Annotated in this window: 21 protein-coding genes; 10 read left to right on the forward strand and 11 right to left on the reverse strand. The window is 66.8% G+C overall.

Features of this window, described 5'->3' with window-relative positions; all coding sequences use genetic code 11:
* The first annotated feature begins 27 nt into the window (after positions 1 to 27).
* Complete coding sequence (purT, locus tag EKL94_RS02880; protein WP_126927903.1) at positions 28 to 1,215, forward strand: formate-dependent phosphoribosylglycinamide formyltransferase; 1,188 nt, start codon at positions 28 to 30, stop codon at positions 1,213 to 1,215.
* 71 nt (positions 1,216 to 1,286) lie between these two features.
* Here purT and EKL94_RS02885 read toward each other — a convergent pair whose 3' ends face one another.
* Both EKL94_RS02885 and EKL94_RS02890 read right to left on the reverse strand, forming a co-directional pair.
* Entirely contained in the window at positions 1,287 to 2,501 is a 1,215-nt protein-coding gene (locus EKL94_RS02885; RefSeq protein WP_126927904.1) for an endonuclease/exonuclease/phosphatase family protein, read from the reverse strand.
* 38 nt (positions 2,502 to 2,539) lie between these two features.
* Entirely contained in the window at positions 2,540 to 3,295 is a 756-nt protein-coding gene (locus EKL94_RS02890; RefSeq protein WP_111150364.1) for an arginyltransferase, read from the reverse strand.
* 156 nt (positions 3,296 to 3,451) lie between these two features.
* Between EKL94_RS02890 and EKL94_RS02895 the strand changes: the two genes are divergently transcribed.
* Positions 3,452 to 4,012: an EF-hand domain-containing protein gene (locus EKL94_RS02895; protein ID WP_126927905.1), complete on the forward strand. Its 561-nt coding sequence runs from the start codon at positions 3,452 to 3,454 to the stop codon at positions 4,010 to 4,012.
* A gap of 51 nt (positions 4,013 to 4,063) precedes the next feature.
* On the opposite strand, the gene EKL94_RS02900 is transcribed toward EKL94_RS02895, so the two are convergent.
* The 4 genes from EKL94_RS02900 to EKL94_RS02915 form a co-directional block, all read right to left on the reverse strand.
* Positions 4,064 to 5,281: an RNA polymerase sigma factor gene (locus tag EKL94_RS02900; protein ID WP_126927906.1), complete on the reverse strand. Its 1,218-nt coding sequence runs from the start codon at positions 5,279 to 5,281 to the stop codon at positions 4,064 to 4,066.
* 106 nt (positions 5,282 to 5,387) lie between these two features.
* Positions 5,388 to 5,897: a pathogenicity-like protein gene (locus EKL94_RS02905; protein ID WP_126927907.1), complete on the reverse strand. Its 510-nt coding sequence runs from the start codon at positions 5,895 to 5,897 to the stop codon at positions 5,388 to 5,390.
* Between the two features lie 4 nt (positions 5,898 to 5,901).
* Positions 5,902 to 6,822 (reverse strand): acyl-CoA thioesterase II, encoded by a 921-nt coding sequence (tesB, locus tag EKL94_RS02910; protein ID WP_004148214.1) that lies wholly within the window; start codon positions 6,820 to 6,822, stop codon positions 5,902 to 5,904.
* 127 nt (positions 6,823 to 6,949) lie between these two features.
* On the reverse strand, positions 6,950 to 7,726 hold the full coding sequence (locus EKL94_RS02915; RefSeq protein WP_049462328.1) for an enoyl-CoA hydratase/isomerase family protein: 777 nt from the start codon (positions 7,724 to 7,726) through the stop codon (positions 6,950 to 6,952).
* 34 nt (positions 7,727 to 7,760) lie between these two features.
* Here EKL94_RS02915 and EKL94_RS02920 point away from each other — a divergent pair, with 34 nt between their 5' ends.
* Positions 7,761 to 8,207 (forward strand): copper chaperone PCu(A)C, encoded by a 447-nt coding sequence (locus EKL94_RS02920; RefSeq protein ID WP_126927908.1) that lies wholly within the window; start codon positions 7,761 to 7,763, stop codon positions 8,205 to 8,207.
* Positions 8,208 to 8,249: 42 nt separating this feature from the next.
* On the opposite strand, the gene EKL94_RS02925 is transcribed toward EKL94_RS02920, so the two are convergent.
* From EKL94_RS02925 to uvrA, 4 genes are all read right to left on the reverse strand, one after another.
* Positions 8,250 to 8,987, reverse strand: a complete 738-nt coding sequence (locus EKL94_RS02925) for an enolase (protein ID WP_126927909.1) — start codon at positions 8,985 to 8,987, stop codon at positions 8,250 to 8,252.
* Between the two features lie 10 nt (positions 8,988 to 8,997).
* The gene (locus EKL94_RS02930; protein ID WP_126927910.1) at positions 8,998 to 9,723 is read right to left on the reverse strand and encodes an enolase; all 726 of its coding nucleotides are present in this window, start codon (positions 9,721 to 9,723) and stop codon (positions 8,998 to 9,000) included.
* Between the two features lie 97 nt (positions 9,724 to 9,820).
* A complete protein-coding gene (locus tag EKL94_RS02935) occupies positions 9,821 to 10,228 on the reverse strand; it encodes an acyl-CoA thioesterase (protein WP_126927911.1) in 408 nt (135 codons plus the stop codon).
* Complete coding sequence (gene uvrA, locus EKL94_RS02940; protein ID WP_126927912.1) at positions 10,228 to 13,230, reverse strand: excinuclease ABC subunit UvrA; 3,003 nt, start codon at positions 13,228 to 13,230, stop codon at positions 10,228 to 10,230. The genes EKL94_RS02935 and uvrA overlap by 1 nt, the downstream gene beginning before the upstream one ends.
* Before the next feature lie 339 nt (positions 13,231 to 13,569).
* Here uvrA and rplU point away from each other — a divergent pair, with 339 nt between their 5' ends.
* From rplU to cgtA, 3 genes are all read left to right on the forward strand, one after another.
* Positions 13,570 to 13,878, forward strand: a complete 309-nt coding sequence (rplU, locus tag EKL94_RS02945) for a 50S ribosomal protein L21 (RefSeq protein ID WP_005408557.1) — start codon at positions 13,570 to 13,572, stop codon at positions 13,876 to 13,878.
* A gap of 18 nt (positions 13,879 to 13,896) precedes the next feature.
* Positions 13,897 to 14,160 (forward strand): 50S ribosomal protein L27, encoded by a 264-nt coding sequence (rpmA, locus tag EKL94_RS02950; RefSeq protein WP_005415704.1) that lies wholly within the window; start codon positions 13,897 to 13,899, stop codon positions 14,158 to 14,160.
* Between the two features lie 177 nt (positions 14,161 to 14,337).
* Complete coding sequence (cgtA, locus tag EKL94_RS02955) at positions 14,338 to 15,390, forward strand: Obg family GTPase CgtA (RefSeq protein ID WP_049434686.1); 1,053 nt, start codon at positions 14,338 to 14,340, stop codon at positions 15,388 to 15,390.
* Positions 15,391 to 15,588: 198 nt separating this feature from the next.
* Here the strand turns inward: cgtA and rpsT are convergent, their stop codons facing one another.
* Positions 15,589 to 15,858, reverse strand: a complete 270-nt coding sequence (gene rpsT / locus EKL94_RS02960; protein WP_005408560.1) for a 30S ribosomal protein S20 — start codon at positions 15,856 to 15,858, stop codon at positions 15,589 to 15,591.
* Positions 15,859 to 15,975: 117 nt separating this feature from the next.
* Between rpsT and murJ the strand changes: the two genes are divergently transcribed.
* The 4 genes from murJ (at position 15,976) to lspA (ending at position 21,955) form a co-directional block, all read left to right on the forward strand.
* Positions 15,976 to 17,580, forward strand: coding sequence for a murein biosynthesis integral membrane protein MurJ (murJ, locus tag EKL94_RS02965; RefSeq protein WP_126927936.1), 1,605 nt, complete (start codon positions 15,976 to 15,978; stop codon positions 17,578 to 17,580).
* A gap of 75 nt (positions 17,581 to 17,655) precedes the next feature.
* Positions 17,656 to 18,603 (forward strand): bifunctional riboflavin kinase/FAD synthetase, encoded by a 948-nt coding sequence (locus EKL94_RS02970; protein WP_126927913.1) that lies wholly within the window; start codon positions 17,656 to 17,658, stop codon positions 18,601 to 18,603.
* Entirely contained in the window at positions 18,600 to 21,431 is a 2,832-nt protein-coding gene (gene ileS / locus EKL94_RS02975) for an isoleucine--tRNA ligase (RefSeq protein WP_126927914.1), read from the forward strand. The genes EKL94_RS02970 and ileS overlap by 4 nt, the downstream gene beginning before the upstream one ends.
* A complete protein-coding gene (lspA, locus tag EKL94_RS02980) occupies positions 21,431 to 21,955 on the forward strand; it encodes a signal peptidase II (protein WP_010483311.1) in 525 nt (174 codons plus the stop codon). Before ileS ends, lspA begins: the two co-directional genes overlap by 1 nt.
* Positions 21,956 to 21,970: the final 15 nt, after the last annotated feature.

Raw genomic sequence — 21,970 nt, forward strand, 5'->3', positions numbered from 1 at the left:
CGCCTTCACATCGCTGCTGGAACCGCCATGGCCAAGCTTGGAACTCCGTTGTCTCCCTCCGCTACCCGCGTGCTGCTGCTGGGCTCGGGCGAACTCGGCAAGGAGGTGGCGATCGAGCTGCAGCGGCTGGGCGTGGAAGTGATCGCCGCTGACCGTTATGCCGATGCGCCGGCCATGCAGGTCGCGCACCGCTCGCATGTGATCGACATGCTCGATGCAATGGCGCTGCGCGCGCTGATCGCCCAGGAGCAGCCGCACCTGGTGGTGCCGGAGATCGAGGCCATCCATACCGAAACCCTGGTCCAGCTGGAACAGGAGCAGGGCCTGCGGGTGATCCCGACCGCGCGTGCCGCGCGCCTGACCATGGACCGCGAAGGCATCCGCCGCCTGGCTGTCGAGACCCTGGGCCTGCCGACCTCGCCGTACCGCTTCGTTGATACCGAAGCCGAATACCGTGCTGCCGTGGCCGCCATCGGCCTGCCGTGCGTGGTCAAGCCGGTGATGTCGTCCTCGGGCAAGGGCCAGAGCACCCTGCGCAGCGAGGCGGACATCGCACCCGCCTGGGACTATGCGCAGACCGGTGGCCGTGCCGGTGCCGGCCGCTGCATCGTCGAAGGCTTCATCGATTTCGATTACGAGATCACCCTGCTGACCGTGCGCCATGCCGGCGGCACCTCGTTCTGTGCGCCGATCGGGCATCTGCAGAAGGATGGCGACTACCGCGAAAGCTGGCAGCCGCAGCCAATGTCGAGCGCGGCACTGGCGCGTGCCGAAGAGATTTCGCGCGCGATCACCGACGACCTCGGCGGCTGGGGCCTGTTTGGTGTCGAGCTGTTCGTGAAGGGCGACGAGGTGTGGTTCAGCGAAGTGTCGCCGCGCCCGCACGACACCGGCCTGGTGACGCTGGTATCGCAGGAACTGAGCGAGTTCGCGCTGCACGCGCGCGCCATCCTCGGCCTGCCGATTCCGGTGATCCGCCAGAGCGGCCCGTCGGCGTCGTGCGCATTGTTGGCACACGGCGAGGGCGTGCCGTACTTCAACAACGTCGCCGCCGCACTGCAGGTGCCGGACACCGCCGTGCGCCTGTTCGGCAAGCCGAGCGTGCATGGTCATCGCCGCGTGGGCGTGACCCTGGCGCGCGCGGAAAGCATCGACGAAGCGCGAGCCATCGCGCGTGATGCCGCCGAGGCCATCGGCGTCGAACTGCGCCCGTAAAGCAAAAAGGGGACGGAGGGGATTAAGTCGTTTGTGGCACAAACGACTTAATCCCCTCCGTCCCCTTTTTATTACTTCACGTCCACCCACACCAGGTGGTGGTCGCTGCCGTCGGCGATCTTCGCTTCCGGGCTTTCATTGGCCGGCCAGAAGATGCCGCTGCCCACGTATTCGAAACCGGTCGAGGGCAGCACGTAGTCCAGGCGCATCGTGCCGGACTTCGGGCCGAAGTCGCCGGTGGCGTGGAACGGTGCGCCCTTGCGCTCGATGCCCTTGGCCGCATAGGCCAGGCTGGTCTGCTCGCCGCCGACGCTGCGCGGGGTGGGGTAGCGCAGCACGCGGGCGTTCTCGATCAGTTCGACGATCGCCTCATGGCGGCCATCGCCATCGACCGGGTCGTTGTTGAGGTCGCCGAGGATCACGAAGCGCGCGTCCTGCGCCAGGCCGCCGCACTGGCCCTTGTCGTCGCACAGCCACGGCTTGTCACCCTTGGACAGGTATTCCTGCCACAGGCGCAGTTCGTCGTGGTTGCGTGCCGCGTTGCGCTTCTCCGGGCCGTCGAATACCGGCGGGGTCGGGTGCGAAACCAGCGCGTGGACCACGCCGGCCGGGGTCTTCACCGGCACGTCCCAATGCGACTTCGACGACAGGCGCAGCTGCGACCACACGTGGTCGTTGTAGAAGCTCTGGCCGGTACGCGGATCGACCGGGCGGATGGCGCCGGGCATCGCGCTCCACTTCAGCAGCTGGAAGCTGCGCACCTTGGCTTCATCGATCGGGTAGCGCGACAGCACCAGCATGCCGTACTGGCCCGGGTGCAGGCCGTAGCCCCATGCATCGTTGCCGCGGCTGCGGCCTTCGCCGCCGACCACGCCATTGTTGTCCAGGTCCAGGCCACTGGGCACGCCGGTGTTGACCGGGGCCAGGTAGCGGTAGGCGAAGTGCAGCGGCTTGCCGCCGCCGGGCTGGGCCACTTCCAGGTAGCGCTTCTGGAACAGGTCGGCGGCGCGATGGGCGTCGTCGAAATCGAATTCGTTCAGCAGCACCAGATCCGGGCGCACCTGCTGCAGCACCGCGGCGATCTTGCGTGCGTGCTCGCTGTCGCCTTCCAGTTCCTTGATCAGGCCACCGGCGTCATCGGAGTACAGCGAGGTGTTGTAGGTGGCCAGGCGCAGCGCAGTGGACGGCTTTTCGGTCATCGCGGGGGACGTGGCGAAGGCAGGGGCGGTGGCGCCGCAGAGCAGGGCCAGGGCGAGGATCAGGGGATGGCGGCGGGTCATGTTCATGGGCCGTATTGTGCACCCGGCCCGGTGTCAGCGGTTTGTCAGCGCCCGTCCAGATCATTGTCGAAATCGTGCCAGCGGCGGCCGTCGTAGGCCTCCAGCGGATGGAAGCGACGCTTGTAGTCCATCTTCTGGTGGCCGCGGATCCAGTAGCCCAGATACACGTGTGGCAGGCCCTCGCGACGCGCCCACTCGATCTGCTGCAGGATCGCAAAGGTGCCCAGCCCACGCGCGGCGTGGTCCGGGTCGAAGAAGGTGTAGACCGCCGACAGGCCGTGCTCGGTGACGTCGGTCACCGCCACCCCCAGCAGTTGGCTGGGCTGGCCGTCGTGGCCGGGCAGGCGCATTTCCATGAAGCGGGTGTGCGACCAGCTGCCGATCAGGAACTGCTCGAATTCGTGCGGGCCATGGTCGTCCATGCCGCCGTTGGCGTGGCGGTGGGTGAGATAACGGTGATACAGCGCGAACAGGTCGTCGCGGGCGGTGGCGGCAGTGATCCGCACCTCCAGGTCGTCATTGCGGGCAGCACAGCGGCGCTGGCTGCGGTCCGGGGCGAAGCGCGCCACCGGGATGCGCACCGCCACGCAGGCCTGGCAGTGCGCGCAGTGCGGCCGGTAGACCAGGTCGCCGCTGCGGCGGAAGCCCCAGCTCAGCGCCAGTGGATAGAGCGCACCGAGGCGGCGGTCGTTCGGGTCCAGCACCAGGTCGCGTGCCACCCGGTCCGACCAGTACCCGCAGGGGTGCTCGCCGGTCTGGAAAAGCCGCAGTTCGTCGTCTCTGTCGCCGTGTATTGCCATGGACACAGCATAGCCCCAGCCCGTCGCAGTGGCGGCGACTGTCCGCCGGATGAATGGAACCGGCAGCGGCGTCAACCGATGTCGCGCCCGGGCGTTGTTGTCCCCCGAGGGTGAAGTGATCACCCCGACGCTGTTCCCATCCCCAGGAGTGACCTCATGATCCGTACCCCCCTGCTGCTGGCCCTGCTGCTCGGCACCTCCGCTTCCGGTATCGCGCTCGCGGCCGACACCACGACCACGCCCGCGCAGCGCCCGGCCAGGCTGGACGCCAACGGCGACGGCGTCATCGACCGCAGCGAGGCCGCTGCCAACCCGCGCCTGGCCGCGAAGTTCGACGAGCTGGACAAGAACAAGGACGGCAAGCTCTCGCGCGATGAGCTGCCGCGCTGGAAGCATGGTCGACGTGGCCACGGCGGTGAGCGCTGGGCCAAGCTGGACGTCAACAAGGACGGCCGCATCAGCCGCGAGGAAGCCAAGGCCGATCCGCGCCTGGCCGCGCGCTTCGACCAGCTTGATCTGAACAAGGACGGCTACCTGGACAAGGCCGACCGCGAGCTGCGCATGAAGCAGCATCGTGATGCCTGGTTCGCTGCCGCCGACACCAACAAGGACGGCCAGCTGAGCAAGGCCGAGTTCGACGCAGCCAAGGGCCCGATGCACGGCGGCCCGCGCCATGGCGGTCCGCGCGACGGCGGTGCACCGAAGCCGCAGCGCTGAGGTTCAACGCAGTGATTGATGACAACGCCGGCGCACTGCCGGCGTTGTCCGTTACAGGGGCCCGTTGCGCATCAGTGTGTACGCCACCAGGCCGATCACGAACAGGTTCGCCCCGATGATGCCGGTGCGGCCGTACATCGATTCGAACTTCCAGTTGATGCCGGTTCGCCCTCGGCGGGCAGAATCGCGCGCGATCATCGGTGCCATCACCCGCTGCAGCGGCACCAGGCACTGGTAGTTGACCACGCCCAGGCCTAGTGCCAACAGCAGCAACTGGCTCCAGACCGGGGCCTGCAGTAGCGCCGCCACCAGCATCGCCAGGCACCAGACCAGGCCCGTACCGGTGTTGAGGCGCACAAAGCCTCGCACCTGCGTGCGTTCTTGCTCGGTTTCGGCATATGACATCAGGAAGCGGGCACCGAGATAGCTGCCGACTGCGCCGCCCACCACGCCGCCGGCGATGGCCCCCCAGCTTTCGGCCGGCAGCACATGCAGCTGGCCCAGCGTCGCGGTCAACGAGCCCATCGCGGTACCGCCCGCTGCACTGGCACCGCCGAGGCCGAGCTTGCTGCCGCCGATGCCGACACCGGTGCCGAGCAGGACTGCTGCGCTGGCAGTGCCGGGCGCGGCCACCAGCACCATCGAAACCACCGCCGTAGCGAACGCGGCACTGGGTGCGCTGCTGCGCGCGAACTCACCGAAGCGCTGCAGCAGGCCGTCGCGCACCAGGGCGCGGGCACGCGACAGGCGCTTGCGCACGGCCGCGTCGCTGAGCCCGAGCAGATCGGCGACCTGCTGCGAGCGCTGGCCTTCGCGGTAGTACAGCAACAGCACTTCGCGGCTGTCGGCGGGCAACGCGGAAATGATGTCCTCGGCGGCGATCTCTTCCTCCACCCGCTGCAGGCGGTCGGCCGCGCCCGGCGACGGGTCGGCGGCCATGCCCATCGCCACCTCGGCTGCCTCGCCGGTCAGTGGTCGCCCACGTTGTGCACGCAGCCAGTCGCGGGCCAGGTTGCGGGTGATCTGCCGCAGCCAGGGCAGGAAGCTGGTCGAACTGCGCAGCTGGTGCAGCTGCTGCCAGCCCTTCACGAAGGCCTCCTGGGCGATGTCCTCGCTGGCCTGGCGGTCGCGGGTGATGGCCAGCGCGATGGCGGTAACCGTGTTCTGGCAGGCCAGCACGATGCGGCCATAGGCGTGCTGGCAACCACTGGCGGCGGCCGGCAGTTCGCGTTCCAGGGTCTGGTCGATCGATGCGGCGAACGTCGTCATGGCGGCGGCTCTCCTGCTGGGATTGTGTCCCATGACGGAGCCGCACGCGAAGTGTGACCGGCCTTCTGCACGGTAGTGCCGGCCAGCGGCCGGCACTACCCGTGCGTTACTTCGACGGCTGGATACGGACCCGGATTTCTTCCTCTTCCGGTGCCGCCTGCGGGGCCGGCTGTGCCTGCTGCGGCTGTGCCTGCGGGGCAGGGGCCGGTGCGGTCGGCGCCGGGGTGCCGCGATGGCGCAGGCCGATCACCAGCGCGACGCCGGCGATCACCACCAGCAGGGCGATGCGGATGCGCCAGGCCCAGCCGCGGCCGCTGCCGGTCGTTTCGGCGGTGTCGCGGAAGGCGAATTCGGCGGTCGGATGGTCGCGGCGGGTGGTGTCGAGCAGGCGCGCCTCGCGCAGGATTTCACGCGCGCGTGGCTGGTCGTCGGCGCGCACGATCCACACCGCCGGGTAGGCGTTGGCGTTGCCCAGGTCGGTATAACTGAACTGGCCGCGGCGACGGGTCTTGTACGAGCGCCCATTGGTCACCTTGACGTCGATGCCATGCCCGCGCAGGAGCTCGGCCACGCCTTCGACGGTTTCCACGCGCTGGCTGCTGAAGATCTGGCGCATCGGATCAGTCCTTGGCCGGCACGGCGGCGGCCGCGGCCTGGTCGGGAACCACGCGGATCAGGCCTTCCTGCGCAGTGCTGGCCACCAGTACGCCATTGCGGGTGAAGAACTGGCCGCGGGCCAGGCCGCGTGAATCCTGCGCGCTGGGGCTGTCCAGCGAGTACAGCAGCCAGTCGTCGGCACGGAACGGGCGGTGGAACCAGATCGCGTGGTCGAGCGAGGCCATCTGCACGTGCGGGTGGTAGTAGCTGATGCCGTGCGGGAACGTCGCCGTGCCCAGCAGGTGGAAGTCGGAGGCGTAGGCCAGCAGCGCCTGGTGCAGTTCCGGGGCGTCGCCGACCGGCTCGCTCAGGCGCAGCCACACCTGGTGGTAGGGCGGGCGCTTGGGCGGGTTCAGTTCGTCGCGCGGGTAGACGTGGCGGAACTCGAATGGGCCGCCGCGCGACAGCCAGCGCTGCACCTTGATCGGCAGCCGCTCCAGCACTTCGGCCGGCAGCGGACGGTTCGGTTCGATGTCTTCCGGCTGCGGCACTTCGGGCATCTTGTGCTGGTGCTCGGCGCCGGTCTCGGCCTGCTGGAACGAGGCCGCGCAGAAGAAGATCACCTTGCCGTGCTGGATCGCAGTCACCCGGCGCACCGAGAAACTGCCGCCATCGCGGGTGCGGTCCACGTCGTAGACGATGGGGTGGTCGATGTTGCCGGCACGCAGGAAGTAGGCGTGCAGTGAGTGCACGTGGCGGCCGTTGTCGACCGTGGCCTGGGCCGCGGCCAGCGCCTGGCCCAGCACCTGCCCGCCGAACACGTACTTGGTGCCGATGTCGCGGCTCTGCCCGCGGAACAGGTTGTCCTCCAGCCGCTCCAGCGTGAGCAGGTCGATCAGCTCGGAGACGACGGGTTCGGGCGTGTCGTTCAAGGGGGCGGCCACAGCAATGAAGAGGCCCCGATTATACCGGTGCAGGCCGGCCCATCATCGGTAGTGCCGGCCGCTGGCCGGCAACCTCATGATCCTCCTGGGGCGCCTGCGGTTGCCGGCCAGCAACCGGCACGATCGTTTATTTGCCCAGTCGGGCGACCAGCGCCTGCAGGGCATTCTGCGCATCCGGGGCGAACCAGGCCTCGACGAAGCGGTCGAGCTGGATCAGGTCCGGCTGCAGCGCCACGTGCAGGTCGGCGCGGGCGATGGCGCGGGTCAGCAGCATCGGCTGGCGCGGCTGCTTGAGCAGGTTCTGCAGCCAGGCGATGGCGCGCGCCACCACCAGGTCGCCTTCGGCCAGTTCGTCGACCAGGCCGATCTGCAGCGCCTGTTCGGCCGGCACCAGCGAACCGGTGGTCAGCAGGACGCCGGCGCGGTGTACGCCCACCGCGCGGCGCAGCAGGCGCTGGATGCCCTCCGGCGCGATCAGGCCGACCTGCACTTCGTTCAGGCCGATGGCATAAGGCCGCGACGGATCGGCGCTGCGTGCCATCACCCGGTAGTCGCAGCACAGCGCCAGCACGCAGCCACCTGCCGGGGCGTGGCCGGTGATCGCCGCGACCACCGGAATGCGGCTCTCGGCCAGCGTGCGCACGGCGCCAAAGAAGGCGTTCCAGGTGTCCAACAACTTGTGCTTGTCATCGCCATGCGAGAGCAGGTGCGGCACGTCCATGCCGCCGGTGAAGATACGCTCGCTGCCCGACAGCACGATGCCATGCGCGTCTTCGGCCATGGCCAGCTCGATGGCATGGATCAACTGCCGGCACAGTTCGGTGTCCAGTGCGTTGACCGGCGGTCGCGCCAGGCGCAGTTCGCGGATGGGGCCATGGTTGATCACCTCGATGAGCGTCGTCATGCTGCGGTCTCGTTGCGAAGAAGGAACCTGGACGATGATAACCAAACCATTCGTTGGCGTACTGTTGGTTCTGTGTGCGGCCGCAGCATCGGCCTCGGCCGCAGAACCGGCCTGCGTCACGGTGGAGCAGGGCTGGGCGCGGTTGCCGCCGAATCCGGCGATGCCGATGACCGCGGGCTACGGCGTCATCCACAACGGCTGCAGCAAGGCGGTGGTGATCACCGGCGCGGCCAGCAGCAGTTTCGGAGATGTGTCGCTGCACGAGACCACGATCGTCGATGGCGTCAGCCGGATGCGGGCCATTGAACGCCTGCCATTGGCACCCGGCGCGCGTGCCGAGCTCAAGCCCGGTGGCCTGCACCTGATGCTGATGCAGGGCAAGGGCGCGCTGAAGGAAGGCCAGACGCTGCCGCTGCGGCTGCAGCTGGAAGGCGGTGGCGAAGCGAGTACGACGTTGACCGTGCGCAAGGCCGCGCCGTAGCGTGATGGTAGTGTCGGCCAACGGCGGGCACTACCCTGAGGCTTACGACCAGTCGAAAGTGAACAGTACCGTGCGGCTATGGGGTTCGTAGAACATCAGGATCGCATCGGCGCCAGCGGCGCACCAGTCATACGCCGGCACGCTGGCGACCGGGAAAAAGTCCCGTCCGTCACGCTGGATTCGGATCTTCGCGTCTTCGCCCAAGGTGCTGCCTTGGCTGTACTGCAGGTCCAAGGCCTCGGGGATGCGCTCATAATCCGGCCAGTTGCCATCTTGAAAAGGGCCGCCCAGATGGGCGAGGAATGCCTGGCCGGCAACGGACGCATCGTCGGAATCCATCGCGTTGGGCAGCCGCCCGTGCTGCATGAAGAAGGCGCGGGTACGAGCATGGCTGCGATGCATATCCTCGGCGTGCAGGCGCAATGCTTCGTCTGCGAGCGGCGAGTCGGCATGCTGTGGCGCGCGCCGGAAATATCCTTCCTGGCCGAGCAGCCGCATGCGGTTATCTGCCTGCAACTGGAAACCAAGCCAATTGGGGCTGGTGAAGGGTGTGTGCCAAGCCTGCGTGTCGTCGCCGATACAGCCTTCATATGGCTCGATCGGGCAAAGCAGCGTCACTACGGTACCGGCCAGCTCCGGGCGCAGCACGCCCAGGTCGACTGCCAGCAGCGGCAGCAGGTGATCAGCCAGCCACGGCTGATCATCACTGAAGGCCGCTGCAGGTTCCGGGAACGCAGTCATGCCCGGAAGCAGTTCGCGCACATCGGTGTAATGCTGCATGGCGACGGTTCTAAGACCAGTCGTACGAGAACAGCACCGTGCGGCTTTCCGGCTCGTACAGCATCACGATCGCATCGGCGCCGGTGGCGCACCAGTTGTAACCGGCTACGTCGGCCACGGCGAAGAATTTGTTGCCATTGCGGGTGATGATCACCGTTTCGGCATCGTCCGCAGCGTTGGGGTCATCGGCAGCCTCGGTGAAGCCCAGTTCGAAGGCCGCGGGAATCTCCGCGGTCTCGGTCCAGTTGCCGAAACCAATCGGGCCACCCAGCGTATCCAGATAATCGCGCTCGCTGGCCTCACCCTTGCCGTAGCGCGAGTAGCAGGCGAGGCGGCCATGCGTGGCATGGTAGTCGCGCGCCTTGGCGTAGCTCTCGCGCATCTGCGCGATGTGTTCCTGCGCGTGCTTGTCCTGCACCGCGTCGCCGATGAAATAGCCATCGTTGCCGAGGAAACGCATTTCGTTGCCGGCGGTCAGTTCGAAGGCGATCCAGTTGGTGCTGGTGAAATCGTTGTGGTGTTCTTCGGTGGTCTCGCCGATGCAGCCGTCGTACGGCTCGATCGGGCAGAGCATCGTTGCCACCTGGCCGGCCAGTTCCGGACGCAGCACACCCAGGTCGATCCTCAGCAGCGGCAGCAGGTGCTGGCCGAGCCAGGCCTGGTCGGCGGGGAAGACATCGGTGGGGAAGGGGGCCATGCCAGGCAGCAGGTCGCTCAGTCCAGTCTGGTGGATCATGTCAGTCCTTTGAACAGTGTTGGTGGTGCCGGCCGCTGGCCGGCAACCTCATTGCCGTCGAAGCGTGCCGACCAAGGTCGGCACCTACCAGGGCATTTCAGGTAGAGGCGTTGCGGATCGCGTCCGGCAACGGCGCGCTCTTGCCGGTCTGCGTATCCATCCAGACCACCACCACGTTGCCGTCGGAATACAGCTTCGAATCGTCCTGCTGGTCGACGATGCGATGGCCGATGGTCACGCTGCTGTTGCCCAGGCGCTCGACGAACAGTTCGACCAGGATGTCGTTGGGCCACACGATCGGCAGCCGGTAGTTGACGTTGGTCGCGGCCACCACCGGTGCGATGCGGTCGGTCATCGACACGCCTTCCACGCCCAGCATCCAACGCACGCGCGCTTCTTCCAGGTAGGAAATGTACTTGGCGTTGTTGACGTGGCCCATGCTGTCCATGTCACGCCAGCGCACGCTGATCGGGATGCGGGCCAGGATCTTGTGTTCGCTGCTCATCAGGCGTCCTTTTTCTTCTTGCTGGCAGTTGCAGTCTTGCTGATCTTGCCGGTGCTCCTGGCAGCCACGGCCTTCTTCGCCGGCTTCTCGGCCTTCTCTGGCTTTACCTTGCGCGGCGGGCGGGCGTCAGGCTTGTTGGCCACGGCGGCCGGCTGCTCAGGGCGTGCGCTGGTGGACGGCAGCATGCGGGCCAGGAACTGGCCGGTATACGACTGCGGGCAGGCCGCCACGTCTTCCGGCGTGCCGGTGACCAGGATGGTGCCACCGCGGTGGCCGCCTTCCGGACCCAGATCGACGATCCAGTCGGCGGTCTTGATCACATCGAGGTTGTGCTCGATCACCACCACCGTGTTGCCTTCGTCGCGCAGCTTGTGCAGCACACCCAGCAGCGCTTCGATGTCGTGGAAGTGCAGGCCGGTGGTCGGCTCGTCGAGGATGTACAGGGTGCGGCCGGTATCGCGGCGCGACAGTTCCTTGGACAGCTTCACGCGCTGCGCTTCACCACCGGAGAGCGTGGTCGCGCTCTGGCCCAGCTTGATGTAGCTCAGGCCGACGTCGACCAGCGTTTCCAGCTTGCGTGCGATCGACGGCACCGGCTCGAACAACTTCAGTGCATCTTCGACGGTCATTTCGAGCACGTCGTTGATGTTGAAGCCCTTGTACAGGATCTCCAGCGTCTCGCGGTTGTAGCGCTTGCCATGGCAGACGTCGCAGGGCACGTACACGTCCGGCAGGAAGTGCATCTCGACCTTGATCAGGCCGTCACCCTGGCAGGCTTCGCAGCGGCCGCCGCGCACGTTGAAGCTGAAGCGGCCCGGCGAATAGCCACGCGCACGCGCTTCAGGCACCTGTGCGAACAGTTCGCGCAGTGGAGTGAACAGGCCGGTGTAAGTGGCCGGGTTCGAACGCGGCGTGCGGCCGATCGGTGACTGGTCGATGTCCACCACCTTGTCGAACAGGTCCAGGCCATCGATCTCCTTGTACGGGGCGATCGGGTGCGAGGCGCCGTTGATCTCGTTGGCGGCCAGCGAGAACAGGGTGTCGTTGATCAGGGTCGACTTGCCCGAGCCGGACACACCGGTCACGCAGGTCAGCAGGCCCGACGGAATCGCCAGGTCCACGCCCTTCAGGTTGTTGCCGGTCGCCCCCCGCAGGTGCAGGGTCATCTTCGGGTTCGGCGTGTGCCGGCGCGCCGGAATCTCGATCGCGCGCTTGCCCGACAGGTACTGGCCGGTCAGCGAGCGCGGGGCTTCCAGGATGTCCTGCAGGGTGCCCTGGCCGACGATCTCGCCGCCGTGCACGCCCGCGCCCGGGCCGATGTCCAGCACGTAGTCGGCCAGGCGGATCGCATCCTCGTCATGTTCGACCACGATCACCGTGTTGCCCAGGTCGCGCAGGCGGGTGAGGGTGCCGAGCAGGCGTTCGTTGTCGCGCTGGTGCAGGCCGATCGACGGCTCGTCGAGCACGTACATCACGCCGACCAGGCCGGCACCGATCTGGCTGGCCAGGCGGATGCGCTGCGCCTCGCCACCGGACAGGGTGTCGGCCTTGCGCTCCAGGGTCAGGTAATCCAGGCCCACATCGACCAGGAAGCCGAGGCGTTCGCCGATCTCCTTGACGATCTTCGAGGCGATCTCGCCGCGCCAGCCCGGCAGGCTCAGTTCACTGAAGAACTTCAGCGCCTCGTCGATCGGCAGCACCACCAGGTCCGGCAGCGGACGGTCGGCCACGAACACGTTGCGTGCTGCCTTGTTCAGGCGCGCGCCGTTGCATTCCGGGCACGGCTGTTCGCTGATGTACTTGGACAGCTCCTCGCGCACCGCCGGCGATTCGGTTTCCTTGTAGCGGCGTTCGAGGTTGGGAATGATGCCCTCGAAGCGGTGCTTGCGCTGGGTGCGGCCACCGGCTTCGGTGAAGTAGGTGAAGGTGATCGTTTCGTCGCCGCTGCCGTACAGCACGGCCTGCTGCACCTTGGTCGACAGCGAGTTCCACGCGGCATCCACGTCGAACTTGTAGTGCTTGGCCAGCGAGGCGATCAGCTGGAAGTAGTAGGCGTTGCGACGGTCCCAGCCGCGCACCGCACCAGCGGCCAGCGACAGCTCCGGGTGCACCACCACGCGTGAAGGATCGAAGAACTCGGCGATGCCCAGGCCATCGCAGCCGGGGCAGGCGCCCATCGGTGCGTTGAACGAGAACAGGCGCGGTTCCAGCTCCGGTAGCGAGTAGTCGCACACCGGGCAGGAGTACTTGGAGGAGAACAGCGCCGGTGTGGCGTCGGCCGTGTCCAGGCTCTGCACCGAGGCCATGCCATCGCCCAGCTTCAGCGCGGTCTCGAAGCTCTCGGCCAGGCGCTGCTTGATGTCCTCGCGTGGGCGGAAGCGGTCGATCACCGCCTCGATGGTGTGCTTCTGGCGCAGCGCCAGCGGCGGCACCGCATCGATTTCATACAGCTCGCCGTCCACGCGCACACGCACGAAACCCTGCGCGCGCAGCTGGTCGAAGACCTGCGCGTGCTCGCCCTTGCGGTCGCGGATGACCGGCGCCAGCAGCATGTAGCGCTGCTCCGGGTCCAGCGTCAGCACCTGATCGACCATCTGGCTGACCGTCTGTGCTTCCAGCGGATAGCCGTGGTCCGGGCAGCGCGGCGTGCCGACGCGGGCGTACAGCAGGCGCAGGTAGTCGTAGATCTCGGTGATGGTGCCGACCGTCGAGCGCGGGTTGTGCGAGGTCGACTTCTGCTCGATCGAGATGGCCGGGGACAGGCCTTCGATGTGGTCCAGGTCCGGCTTTTCCATCACGCTCAGGAACTGGCGCGCATAGGCCGACAGCGACTCGACGTAGCGGCGCTGGCCTTCTGCATAGATGGTGTCGAACGCCAGCGAGGACTTGCCCGAACCGGACAGGCCGGTGATCACGATCAGTTTGTCGCGGGGCAGGTCGAGGTCGAGGTTCTTCAGGTTGTGCGTCCGCGCGCCGCGGATGCGGATGAAATCCATCGCCATGGGGAATCCGGTTGTGGGGGCGTTGGCTGGGTGCCGGGCCAGCAGGGAACGGCAATCGGTCAGCCTACCGAGGTGACCAGATGGGGGCAATGGGCGACAATGCCAGCCCGATGTCTCACCTGATGAGACAGGCCGACAGCTTTGTGTAGAGCCGAGCCATGCTCGGCTGGCCGGACCCCGAACCATTCAGCCGAGCATGGCCCGGCCCTACAGGACCCGGCCTCCAGGCCGTTCAGGGGTTGACTTGACCCGCGGTCGCTGATCTGCGTACAATCCCGCTCCTGTCCGCCCTCGATGGCGGCAGCTCAGACCACAATAACTACAGAGGAAGGCCTGGTCATGTACGCAGTACTGGTCACCGGCGGTAAGCAATACCGCGTGGCGCAGGGCGAAAAGCTCCGCATTGAAAAGCTCGAAGTCGAAGTCGGCAGCGAGATCAAGTTTGACAACATCCTGATGCTGGGTGACAGCGACGGCGTGAAGCTGGGCGATGCGCTGAAGGGCGCTGCCGTCACCGCCAAGGTCCTGTCCCAGGGTCGTGCTGACAAGGTCCGGATCATCAAGTTCCGTCGCCGCAAGCACCACATGAAGCGTCAGGGTCACCGTCAGTACTACACCGAAATCGAGATCACCGGCATCGCCGGCTAAGCATCAGGAGAAGCAGTCATGGCACATAAAAAGGGCGTAGGCTCCTCGCGCAACGGTCGCGACTCCAACCCGAAGTACCTGGGCGTCAAGATCTTCGGCGGCCAGGCCATCGAAGCCGGCAACATCATCGTGCGTCAGCGCGGCACCCAGTTCCACCCGGGTTCGGGCGTTGGCCTGGGCCGTGACCACACCCTGTTCGCCCTCGTGGACGGCAAGGTGGAGTTCTCGGTCAAGGGCGCCAAGAAGCGTCGCACCGTCAGCATCGTCTCGGCCGACGCCTGATCCAGGCATCGCCGGCACCCGTGCCCCGGCATGGGGGTGCTGCATGAAGAGCCCCGCTTCGGCGGGGCTTTTCGTTAGAGTGAACGCAAGACCGGCCATGCCGGGTTGCCGGCCCGCGGCTGGCATGACATTCAAGGCGACGGCCAGCAGGCCGCGCCCATCGCAGGCATCGAAACAATGAAACTGGTAGACGAAGCAGAAATCGAAGTGTTCGCCGGCAACGGCGGCAACGGCTGCATTGGCTTCCGTCGCGAGAAGTTCATTCCGCTCGGCGGCCCGGACGGCGGCGACGGCGGTGCGGGCGGCAGCGTGTACATCCGCGCCGACGAAAACCTGAACACCCTGGTCGACTTCCGCCATGACCGCATCTTCAAGGCGCAGCGCGGCGAGAACGGCATGGGTCGCCAGGCCTATGGCAAGGGCGGCGAAGACCTGACCATCACCGTGCCGGTCGGCACCGTGGTGATCAACGTCGCCACCGACGAAGTCATCGGCGACCTGACCCAGCACAACGACCGTCTGCTGGTGGCCCAGGGTGGCCGCGGCGGCCTCGGCAACATGCACTTCAAGAGCTCGACCAACCGCTCGCCGCGCCAGGCGTTGCCGGGCGAGCCGGGCGAAGAGCGCACGCTGAAGCTGGAGCTGAAGCTGCTGGCCGACGTCGGCCTGCTGGGCTTCCCCAACGCCGGCAAGAGCACCCTGATCCGCGCTGTTTCGGCGGCGACGCCGAAGGTGGCCGATTACCCGTTCACCACGCTGTACCCGAACCTGGGTGTGGTGAAGGTGGAGAATTACCGCAGCTTCGTGATCGCCGACATTCCCGGCCTGATCGAAGGTGCCGCGGATGGCGCCGGCCTCGGCGCGCAGTTCCTGCGCCACCTGCAGCGCACCCGCCTGCTGCTGCACCTGGTGGACATCTCGCCGATGGAAGGTGGGGTGGAAGGCATTTCCCCGGTCGAGCAGGTGCGTGCGATCGAGCGCGAGTTGGAAAAGCATGATCCGGAACTGCTGCAGAAGCCGCGCTGGCTGGTGCTGAACAAGGCCGACCTGATGTTCGAAGATGAAGCGAAGGCTGCGGCCGAGCAGATCGTCGCCGAGCTTGGCTGGAAGGAGCCATGGTTCCTGGTCTCCGCGCTGGGTCGTGAAGGCACCTTCCCGATCATGAGCCGGATCATGGCGTTCTTCGATCGCCAGAAGGAAGACGAGCTGGAAGCTCGCAACGCGCAGTAATGCTGTTGTGGTTCCATGCGAAAAACCCGGCTTCGGCCGGGTTTTTTGTTTCCCGGTAGTGCCGACCGCTGGCCGGCAATCCGCCGAGGTAGCCGGCCAGCGGCCGGCGCTACCGGATCGCAGGCAACAAAAAACCCGGCCGGGGCCGGGTTCTTGTCTGCTGCCCGGCCCCGAAGGGCGCAGGGCGGCAACGCCGGATCAGGCGGCCTTGAGGGCCTTGATGCGGTCGTTCAGGCGGCTCTTGTGGCGAGCAGCCTTGTTCTTGTGGATCAGGCCACGCGCGCTGAAGCGATCCAGGATCGGCTGGGCAACGGCGAAGGCGGCTTCGGCGCCGGCGGCATCGTTGGCGTCCAGCGCCTTGATCACTTTCTTGACAGCGGTGCGCAGCATCGAGCGCTGAGCCACGTTGCGCGCGTTGCGCACGACGGTCTGCTTGGCGCGCTTCTTGGCGGACTTGATATTGGCCACGGTGGTGGTTTCCTGAAAAAATCGGTGTTATGGGAACAGCAAGCTAGCTAGTATGATGGCCCGAGAAATGCACGTCAAGTCGATTGTCAAGAGGGACGCTGAGTGAGTTCACCGAAGATGTTGCGAGGCCTGCTGTCGTTCAGCAGCATGACCATGGTCTCGCGGGTGCTCGGACTTGTCCGGGACCAGGTGATCACCACCACGTTCGGCACCAATGCGGTCACCGATGCGTTCTGGGTTGCCTTCAGGGTACCCAATTTCCTGCGCCGGTTGTTCGCCGAAGGCTCTTTCGCCACCGCGTTCGTGCCGGTGTTCACGGAAGTGAAGGAAACCCGCAGCCACGCCGAACTGCGTGAGCTGATGGCCCGCACCGCCGGCACCCTGGGTGGGGTGCTGATGCTGGTCACCGCGCTGGCGCTGATCTTCGCGCCGCAGCTGGCCTCGGTCTTCTCAAGTGGTGTTGATACCGATCCGGTGAAGCAGGGCCTGCTGGTCGACCTGTTCCGCCTGACCTTCCCGTTCCTGCTGTTCGTCTCGCTCACCGCCCTGGCCGGCGGCGCGCTGAACAGCTTCCAGCGCTTCGCGATGCCGGCGCTGACCCCGGTCATCCTCAACCTGTGCATGATCGCCGGCGCGCTGTGGCTGGCGCCGCGGCTCGGTGGTACCCCGGAAAAGCAGATCCTGGCGCTGGGCTGGGCGGTACTGGCCGCCGGCATCCTGCAGCTGCTGTTCCAGCTGCCCTCGCTGAAGGGCATCAACCTGCTGACCCTGCCGCGCTGGGGCTGGAGCCACCCGGGCGTGCGCAAGGTGATGACGCTGATGGTGCCGACCCTGTTCGGCTCCTCGGTGGCGCAGATCAACCTGCTGCTGGACACGGTCATCGCGGCCAAGCTGACCGACGGCTCGCAGTCCTGGCTGTCGCTGGCCGACCGCTTCCTTGAGCTGCCGCTGGGTGTGTTCGGCGTGGCGCTGGGCACGGTGATCCTGCCGGCGCTGGCCCGCCATCACGTGAGTACCGACCGCGAGGGCTTCTCGCGCTCGCTGGACTGGGGCCTGCGCATGACCCTGCTGATTTCGGTGCCGGCCATGCTGGGCCTGCTGCTGCTTGCCGAACCGCTGATCGCGACCATCTTCCAGCACGGCCAGTTCAGCGCCTTCGATACCCGCATGACCGCGCTGTCGGTGTACGGCCTGAGCTTCGGCCTGCCGGCATTCGCCCTGCTGAAGGTGGTGCTGCCGGCCTTCTACGCCCGCCAGGACACCAAGACCCCGGTGCGTGCCGGTGTGGCCGCGCTGGTGGCCAACATGGTGTTCAACTTCGCGCTGCTGGCCGTGCTGTACCAGGTGATGGTGCCGGACGAGCTGAAGGCCCTGGGCGTGATGGCCGCCATCGGCAAGCAGCCGGGCCTGCACCTGGCGCTGGGCATTGCCAGCGCACTGTCCAGTTATCTGAACCTGGGCCTGCTCTGGTACTGGCTGGGCAAGACCGATGTCTACCAGCGCCGGCCGGGCTGGGGCGGCTATCTGGTGCGCCTGCTGCTGGCCTGCGCGGCCATGGTCGGTGTGCTGCTGGCCCTGCTGTACTGGCTGCCGGGCTTCTCGGCCATGAGCGTGTGGGAGCGGATCGGTGCCCTGGCACTGCTGGTCGGTGGCGGTGGCGCAACCTACGCAGTGGCCATGGTGGCGATGGGCTTCCGCCCGCGCGACCTGCGTGGGCATTGATCGCGGCCCGTGGCGGCTATACTTCAGGGTTACACCATTGAAACGGCGGCCCCGGTCGGGCCGGAACGAGAGTTGATGAGCAGGCTGTTCAGAAGCGTCGAGGGCGGGGAGCTGTTCCCCAACGGAAGCGTGGTCTGTATCGGTGCATTCGACGGCCTCCACCTGGGTCATCGTGCGCTGGTCCGCCACGCGGTTGCCCGCGCGCGCGCCTTGGGCGTGGCCGCGGTGGCCGTGGCGTTCGAGCCGCTGCCGCGTGAATTCTTCGCCCAGGGCACGCCGCCGCCGCGGCTGACCCTGGCGCGCAGCAAGGTCGAGATCCTGCGCGAGCTCGGTGTCGATGCGATCGGCCTGCTGCGTTTCGACGCGGCAATGGCGGCGATGCCGGCCGAGACCTTCGTGCGTCAGCTGCTGGTCAATCGCCTGAGTGCGCGTGAGGTCTGGATCGGGCCGGAGTTCTGCTTCGGCAACCGTCGTCGCGGCGACCTGGCCCTGTTGCAGCAGCTCGGTGCCGAGCTCGGCTTCAGCGCCGACGAGATCGAAGCGGTCGACCTGCATGGCGAGCGCATTTCCAGTACCCGTATTCGCCAGCTGCTGCAGGAGGGCGACTTCGCCCGCGCCGGTGACCTGCTCGGGCGTCCGTACGCGATCAGCGGGCGGGTGGTGCGCGGGCGCCAGCTCGGCCGTACGCTGGGCTTCCCCACCGCCAACCTGCGTTTCCCCAAGACCCCGGCGCTGTCGGGCATCTACGCGACCTGGGTGCACGGCGTGTTCGACCAGCCGTGGCCGTCGGTGTCCAGCTTCGGCACCCGGCCGACCGTGGAGGGCGTGGAGCCGCTGCTGGAAGCCCACCTGTTTGATTTCCAGGGCGACCTGTACGGGCGCCACATCGAAGTGGAATTCGTCGCCAAGCTGCGCGATGAAGAGAAATTCAATGATCTGGCGGCCCTGACCGACCAGATGCACCGCGACGCCGAACAGGCGCGCGCCATCCTTTCCGAACATAGATTGCGAGCCACTGCGTGAGCCAGGACTACAAGACCACCCTGAACCTGCCAGCCACCGAATTCCCGATGCGCGGCGATCTGCCCAAGCGCGAGCCGGGCATTCTGGCGCGGTGGGAAGAGCAGGGGCTCTACCAGCAGCTGCGCGACAACGCCGCCGGCCGTCCGCTGTTCGTGCTGCACGACGGCCCGCCGTACGCCAACGGCCGCATCCACCTGGGCCACGCGGTCAACAAGATCCTGAAGGACATCATCGTCAAGTCGCGCTACCTGGCCGGCTTCGATGCGCCCTACGTGCCGGGCTGGGACTGCCACGGCCTGCCGATCGAGATCGCGGTCGAAAAGAAGTGGGGCAAGGTCGGCACCAAGCTCGACGCCGTTGAATTCCGCCAGAAGTGCCGCGAGTTCGCCGAAGAGCAGATCAACATCCAGCGCGTGGACTTCAAGCGCCTGGGCGTGACCGGTGACTGGGACAACCCGTACAAGACCCTGAGCTTCGATTTCGAAGCCAACGAGATCCGTGCGCTGGCCAAGGTCGTGGCCAACGGCCACCTGGTGCGTGGTGCCAAGCCGGTGTACTGGTGCTTCGACTGTGGCTCGGCGCTGGCCGAGGCAGAGATCGAATACCAGGAAAAGGAATCGCCGGCGATCGACGTGGCCTACGCCGCGCGCGATGCGCAGGCCATCGGCCAGGCCTTCGGCGTGAGCGTGCCGGCAGACGTTGAAGTGGCCGTGCCGATCTGGACCACCACCCCGTGGACGCTGCCGGCCTCGCTGGCGGTGTCGCTGGGCGCGGAGATCCGCTACGTGCTGGCCGAGGGCCCGGCCCACAACGGCAAGCGCCGTTGGCTGGTGCTGGCTGCCGCGCTGGCCGAGCGCGCGCTGCAGCGCTATGGCGTCGAAAACGTGGTGCTGCACGGTGAAACCACCGGTGCCGCGCTGGAAAACCAGCTGCTGGCGCACCCGTTCTACCCGGAGCGCGAGATTCTGGTGCTCAACGGCGACCACGTGTCCGACGAGGACGGTACCGGTGCGGTGCACACCGCGCCCGGCCACGGCCAGGAAGACTTCGTGGTCAGCCAGAAGTACGGCCTGCTGGACAAGTACAACGCCGGCCAGGTGACCCCGATCGACGGCCGTGGCGTGTACCTGGAATCGACCCCGCCGGCCGGTGACGTGGTGCTGGCTGGCCAGCACCTGTGGAAGGCGCAGGAAGCCATCGTCGGCGTGCTGCGCGACAACGGCGCGCTGCTGGCCTTCCACCCGATCCGCCACAGCTACCCGCACTGCTGGCGCCACAAGACGCCGGTGGTGTTCCGCGCCACCCCGCAGTGGTTCATCTCGATGGACAAGGCCAACCTGCGCAACGATGCGCTGGCCGCCATCGACACCGTGGGCTGGTTCCCGAGCTGGGGCAAGGCGCGCATCCAGAGCATGGTCGACGGTCGCCCGGACTGGACCATCTCGCGCCAGCGCACCTGGGGCGTGCCGATCGCACTGTTCACCCATCGCCAGACCGGTGAGATCCATCCGCGCTCGGTGGAGCTGATGCAGCAGGTCGCCGACCGCGTCGAAGCCGAGGGCATCGACGTGTGGTACTCGCTGGATGCCGCCGAACTGCTGGGTGCTGAAGCGGCCGACTACGAGAAGGTCACCGACATCCTCGACGTCTGGTTCGATTCGGGCGTGACCCATGAAGGCGTGCTCGCCGCGCGTGGCTTCGGCAAGCCGGCCGACCTGTACCTGGAAGGTTCCGACCAGCACCGCGGCTGGTTCCAGTCCTCGCTGCTGACCGGCGTGGCCATCGACAAGCGTGCCCCGTACAAGCAGTGCCTGACCCACGGCTTCACCGTGGACGAGCACGGCCGCAAGATGTCCAAGTCGCTGGGCAACGGCATCGAGCCGCAGGACATCATGAACAAGCTGGGCGCGGACATCCTGCGCCTGTGGATCGCCTCGGCCGACTACAGCAACGAGATGTCGCTGTCGCAGGAGATCCTCAAGCGCAACGCCGACGCCTACCGTCGCCTGCGCAACACCGCACGCTTCCTGCTCGGCAACCTGGACGGTTTCGATCCGGCCCAGCACCTGCAGCCGCTCGACCAGATGGTCGCGCTGGACCGCTGGATCGTGCACCGCGCGTGGGAGCTGCAGGAGAAGATCAAGGCAGCCTACGACGGCTACAACATGGCCGAGATCGTGCAGCTGCTGCTGAACTTCTGCAGCGTGGACCTGGGTTCGCTGTACCTGGACGTGACCAAGGACCGCCTGTACACGATGCCGACCGATTCGCACGGTCGCCGTTCGGCCCAGAGCGCGATGTACCACATCGCCGAAGCGTTCACCCGCTGGGTTGCGCCGATCCTGACCTTCACAGCCGACGAGCTGTGGGGCTACCTGCCGGGCGAGCATGCCGGCCACGTACTGTTCACAACCTGGTACGACGGCCTGGCACCGCTGCCGGCCGATGCCCAGCTCAACGCCGCCGACTTCGACCAGCTGCTGGCCGTACGCGAGCAGGTGGCCAAGGTGCTCGAGCCGATGCGTGCCAACGGTGCGATCGGAGCCGCACTGGAAGCGGAGATCACCATCGCCGCCAGCGAAGAGCAGGCCGCGCGCTGGCAGCCGCTGGCCGATGAACTGCGTTTCCTGTTCATCAGTGGTGACGTGCAGGTGCGCCCGGCGACCACCGACGAGGTGTTCGTCAGCGCCCAGCCGACCACCAAGGCCAAGTGCGTGCGCTGCTGGCACCACCGCGCCGACGTCGGCAGCAATGCCGATCATCCGGAGCTGTGCGGCCGCTGCGTGAGCAACATCACCGGTGCCGGTGAAGTGCGGAGCTGGTTCTGATGGCCGCGCCCCGTCCGCATCCGAACGCCCTGGTCTGGCTGCTGCTGTCGGCCGCCATCATCGGCCTGGACCAGTGGTCCAAGGCCTGGGTCCTGTCGAGCCTGCCAGAGTTCCAACCGGTGGTGGTCATCGACGGCTTCTGGAACTGGTACCGCACCTATAACACCGGTGCGGCGTTCAGTTTCCTGAGCGACGCTGGTGGCTGGCAGAAGCACTTCTTCACCGTGCTGGCGATCGTCATCAGCGGCCTGATGGCCTGGTGGCTGCGCGGCACCGCCCGTGGCAACTGGAAGGCCGCGGTGCCCTATGCGCTGATCATCGGCGGCGCCATCGGCAACGTGATCGACCGCCAGGTGCATGGTCATGTGGTCGATTTCATCCAGTGGTACGTGGGCAGCTACACCTGGCCCTCGTTCAACATCGCCGATTCGGCCATCGTGGTGGGTGCCATCGGCATCGCCCTGTTTGGCCTGTTCGACGGCAAGTCCGCCAAAAAGGCGGATAATGCCAATCCGAAACCGTAAGCCGGCCGCTGCCGG

It is taken from the genome of Stenotrophomonas maltophilia, assembly GCF_003970865.1.
GTDB lineage: Bacteria > Pseudomonadota > Gammaproteobacteria > Xanthomonadales > Xanthomonadaceae > Stenotrophomonas > Stenotrophomonas maltophilia_AR.

Excerpts from the sequence above, each read along its gene's own strand:
- rplU (WP_005408557.1), top strand. The coding sequence starts at position 13,570 with ATGTACGCAGTACTGGTCACCGGCGGTAAGCAATACCGCGTGGCGCAG.
- EKL94_RS02900 (WP_126927906.1), bottom strand. The coding sequence starts at position 5,281 with ATGACGACGTTCGCCGCATCGATCGACCAGACCCTGGAACGCGAACTG.
- EKL94_RS02895 (WP_126927905.1), top strand. The coding sequence starts at position 3,452 with ATGATCCGTACCCCCCTGCTGCTGGCCCTGCTGCTCGGCACCTCCGCT.
- EKL94_RS02925 (WP_126927909.1), bottom strand. The coding sequence starts at position 8,987 with ATGCAGCATTACACCGATGTGCGCGAACTGCTTCCGGGCATGACTGCG.
- EKL94_RS02935 (WP_126927911.1), bottom strand. The coding sequence starts at position 10,228 with ATGAGCAGCGAACACAAGATCCTGGCCCGCATCCCGATCAGCGTGCGC.
- cgtA (WP_049434686.1), top strand. The coding sequence starts at position 14,338 with ATGAAACTGGTAGACGAAGCAGAAATCGAAGTGTTCGCCGGCAACGGC.
- purT (WP_126927903.1), top strand. The coding sequence starts at position 28 with ATGGCCAAGCTTGGAACTCCGTTGTCTCCCTCCGCTACCCGCGTGCTG.
- lspA (WP_010483311.1), top strand. The coding sequence starts at position 21,431 with ATGGCCGCGCCCCGTCCGCATCCGAACGCCCTGGTCTGGCTGCTGCTG.
- EKL94_RS02920 (WP_126927908.1), top strand. The coding sequence starts at position 7,761 with ATGATAACCAAACCATTCGTTGGCGTACTGTTGGTTCTGTGTGCGGCC.
- EKL94_RS02970 (WP_126927913.1), top strand. The coding sequence starts at position 17,656 with ATGAGCAGGCTGTTCAGAAGCGTCGAGGGCGGGGAGCTGTTCCCCAAC.
- EKL94_RS02890 (WP_111150364.1), bottom strand. The coding sequence starts at position 3,295 with ATGGCAATACACGGCGACAGAGACGACGAACTGCGGCTTTTCCAGACC.
- EKL94_RS02930 (WP_126927910.1), bottom strand. The coding sequence starts at position 9,723 with ATGATCCACCAGACTGGACTGAGCGACCTGCTGCCTGGCATGGCCCCC.
- EKL94_RS02905 (WP_126927907.1), bottom strand. The coding sequence starts at position 5,897 with ATGCGCCAGATCTTCAGCAGCCAGCGCGTGGAAACCGTCGAAGGCGTG.
- uvrA (WP_126927912.1), bottom strand. The coding sequence starts at position 13,230 with ATGGCGATGGATTTCATCCGCATCCGCGGCGCGCGGACGCACAACCTG.
- EKL94_RS02915 (WP_049462328.1), bottom strand. The coding sequence starts at position 7,726 with ATGACGACGCTCATCGAGGTGATCAACCATGGCCCCATCCGCGAACTG.
- murJ (WP_126927936.1), top strand. The coding sequence starts at position 15,976 with ATGTTGCGAGGCCTGCTGTCGTTCAGCAGCATGACCATGGTCTCGCGG.
- EKL94_RS02885 (WP_126927904.1), bottom strand. The coding sequence starts at position 2,501 with ATGAACATGACCCGCCGCCATCCCCTGATCCTCGCCCTGGCCCTGCTC.
- rpmA (WP_005415704.1), top strand. The coding sequence starts at position 13,897 with ATGGCACATAAAAAGGGCGTAGGCTCCTCGCGCAACGGTCGCGACTCC.